Genomic DNA, 2,994 nt, shown 5'->3' with positions numbered 1-2,994 from the left:
TTCGATATGCTTGAAGAACATGATTTTTCTCTTTACAAGTAGTAAAACGGTTGAAAAAATACAAACTTAGTGCGATTTTACGCCGTTTCAGGCCGTCTGAAAACGGATTATTACAGGGTTTTAACGCAAGATTGCCAACAAATCCAAAGGCGTGGCAATACGGAAATCGGCAAGCCAGTTTTCAGTTTGGTCTTCGGCAGAAATATAGCCCCAATCGGCCAGCACGGTCGTCATGCCTGCATTTTTGCCTGCCTGCATATCGCGCTCGGCATCGCCGACATAAAAACATCGCTTAGCCTCAACACCAATCTGTTCGCACGCATAAAACATAGGCTTCACGCTGGGCTTGGGTTCATCGCATGTATCGCCGCTGACAATCACGGCAGGAGGCACGGTAAACCCGAGCTTAGGCACGAGGACATCGGTAAAACGCATGGGCTTGTTGGTGATAATGCCCCATTGGATACCGCGTTGAACTAAGGCTTCTAGCATTTCGTTTACACCGTCGAACAAGATGGTTTGGTCGGCATAGCAGCGGCTGTATTCGTCCAAAAACTCTTTGCGCCATTGCATATAGTCCGGATGGTCGGGCGTAATGCCTGCACCAAGTTTGAGCAAACCGCTCGCACCGTGGCTGGCCTGCGGACGGATTTCATCCATGCTTTTTTCCAGCAAACCGTGTCGGCGCAATACCGTGTTGAGCGCACCACCCAAATCAAGTGCGGTATCGGCAAGCGTGCCGTCAAGATCGAATAATACGGCTTGGGTCATAAGTGTTCCTTTGATGATTTTAGAAGGCCGTCTGAACAATCCAACAAGTTTCAGACGGCCTGAATATGGTTAATGGTGATGATGAATTTTTAAACATCCAAACCGCATTGCTTTAATTTTTTACGTGCAATGCTTTTCTGTTCTTCTGTAAACAACGGTGACCATCGTTCTTGGAGAATTAAATACTCCATGCTGATTTTTAATCCTTTTTCTTGGCCGTATAAGTATAGATCATGCAATCCTTGGCTAATATCTGGCGAAGCCAGTAATTTATCGGCTGCAGCCTTACCACCCATCTCATCTACCATTTGCTTAAACCGCGTAGCCCTATAAGGTGTCGGTAATTTCTTTGCCAAATCATAAATTTCTAACATGGCATGATGAAAATCTGCCTCTAATTGTTTCTTATCCATTTTTTTCCTCATTATTCATTATGATGTTCGTTCATTTCCTGCGAACACAAAACTTCATCTTTATGCGGATGCTGTTCGCTTTCAATCTGAATCGTACAATGACCGATGTTGTGATGCGCCAATTCATGTTCGATGCGGTAGGCGATTTGTTCGGACTCTGCAACCGTCATACTGCCATCGACAACAATATGGCAGGATAAAACGTGGATATTGCTGGTAATCGTCCAAACATGCAAGTCGTGAACGGATTTTACGCCTTCCGTATTGCGGATAACGCTGAGCAACTCATCGGTATGGATATTTTCCGGCGCGCCTTCCATCAAAATGTGCAAAGTCTGTTTAAACAGCTTCCAACCGCTGCGCCACACCAAAGCCGCCACCAATACGCTGGCAACCGTATCCGCCCATTGCCAGCCATACTCCATCATCAATACCGCTGCGACAATCGCCCCTATCGAGCCGAACAAATCGCTGATTACATGCAGATACGCGCCGCGCATATTGACGTTTTCTTCAGTATCACCATTCTTCAACATATAAACGGCCACGCCGATATTGACCAACAATCCAATGATACTGACCACCAACATGCCGCCCGTCAAAATTTCCGGCGGATAAAACAATCGTTTGACTGCTTCATAAAAAATCATCGCCGCAATCAACACCAGCGACAGGCCGTTAAACATCGCCGTCAAAATTTCAAAACGCTTATAGCCAAATGTTTTTTGCAGCGTGGTCTGTTTCTCGCCAAGTTTGAATGCCCACAATGCCACACCCAGCGAAAACGCATCGCTGAACATATGCCCCGCATCGGAAAGCAGGGCCAAAGAGTTGGTCAGCCAGCCGCCGACCGCCTCAACCAGCATAAATCCGGCAATGACGAAAAATGAAATACGCAATACCTGCTTATTGGCGGTATGCGTATGCGCGTGCGAATGATCGTGATGATGTGCCATGATGATTTTACCGTTTCAGACGGCCTTTTTATCCTGTTTCAAACTTTTCTCAAAATCTTCCAACATATCCAGCTCGAAGCGGCTGAATCCTGCACGTTCTCGCGCTTCGATATTGACGTAGCCGCGGAAGATAAACATATCGTAACGCGCAATCAAGCTTCGGAACAAGGCAACCGGTTCCAAACCGCGCTCACGGCAAAGATGTTGATACCAATGATTGCCGATGGCGACATGCCCTACTTCATCGCGATAAATAATATCCAACACATCACAGGTTTCCACATCGCCACGTTGCGCCACTTTTGCACGAATACCCGGCGTAACATCCAAACCGCGCGCTTCCAATACCCGCGGCACCAAAGCCATGCGCAACAAGGGATCGTAAGCGGTTTTATACGCCATATCCCACAAATGCCCGTGCGCTTCAAAATCGCCGTAATCGTAGCCCAAGCTGTTCAGACGGCCACGCATCAAGCCGAAGTGAAACACTTCTTCTTTCGCCACCCTTACCCAATCTCGTACAAACTGAAACGGCATATTGCGAAAACGATACGCTGCATCCAAAGCTAGATTAATCGCATTAAATTCAATGTGCGTAATCGCATGCAGCATCGCCGCATAGCCTTCGACCGTATTCATCTTGCGCGGCGTTACTTCTGATGGCGCAACCAAACGCGGACGCAACGGATGTCCGGCAAAACGGCAATCCACAGGTTTCGACTCATCAACCGTCAAACCTTCCGCCTCGCCCAACTGCGCAAACAAGGCCTGCGTCAACCTTCCCTTTTCATCCGGATTGTCCGACAGCAAAGCCTGTTCCAATAAAGGATAAGGATTCAGATACATACAAAACC

Annotated in this window: 4 protein-coding genes; all 4 read right to left on the bottom strand. The window is 47.5% G+C overall.

Annotated features, from left to right (window positions below):
• Positions 1-120: 120 nt before the first annotated feature.
• A complete protein-coding gene (locus ACTHUT_RS16855; RefSeq protein WP_440419139.1) occupies positions 121-771 on the bottom strand; it encodes an HAD family hydrolase in 651 nt (216 codons plus the stop codon).
• A gap of 89 nt (positions 772-860) precedes the next feature.
• Positions 861-1,184, bottom strand: a complete 324-nt coding sequence (locus ACTHUT_RS16850) for a hypothetical protein (protein WP_070588091.1) — start codon at positions 1,182-1,184, stop codon at positions 861-863.
• A gap of 11 nt (positions 1,185-1,195) precedes the next feature.
• On the bottom strand, positions 1,196-2,140 hold the full coding sequence (locus tag ACTHUT_RS16845; RefSeq protein WP_440419137.1) for a cation diffusion facilitator family transporter: 945 nt from the start codon (positions 2,138-2,140) through the stop codon (positions 1,196-1,198).
• Positions 2,141-2,155: 15 nt separating this feature from the next.
• On the bottom strand, positions 2,156-2,986 hold the full coding sequence (locus tag ACTHUT_RS16840) for a ferritin-like domain-containing protein (RefSeq protein ID WP_070592140.1): 831 nt from the start codon (positions 2,984-2,986) through the stop codon (positions 2,156-2,158).
• Positions 2,987-2,994 lie beyond the last annotated feature (8 nt).

It is taken from the genome of Neisseria sp. P0022.S010, from assembly GCF_051956635.1.
The sequence above is the reverse complement of the archived record's forward strand: the minus strand, read 5'-3'. Positions and strand labels throughout refer to the sequence as shown.

What these genes read in the sequence shown, in the direction of transcription:
- ACTHUT_RS16845 (WP_440419137.1), bottom strand. Translation starts at nt 2,140, where the DNA reads ATGGCACATCATCACGATCATTCGCACGCGCATACGCATACCGCCAAT.
- ACTHUT_RS16850 (WP_070588091.1), bottom strand. Translation starts at nt 1,184, where the DNA reads ATGGATAAGAAACAATTAGAGGCAGATTTTCATCATGCCATGTTAGAA.
- ACTHUT_RS16855 (WP_440419139.1), bottom strand. Translation starts at nt 771, where the DNA reads ATGACCCAAGCCGTATTATTCGATCTTGACGGCACGCTTGCCGATACC.
- ACTHUT_RS16840 (WP_070592140.1), bottom strand. Translation starts at nt 2,986, where the DNA reads ATGTATCTGAATCCTTATCCTTTATTGGAACAGGCTTTGCTGTCGGAC.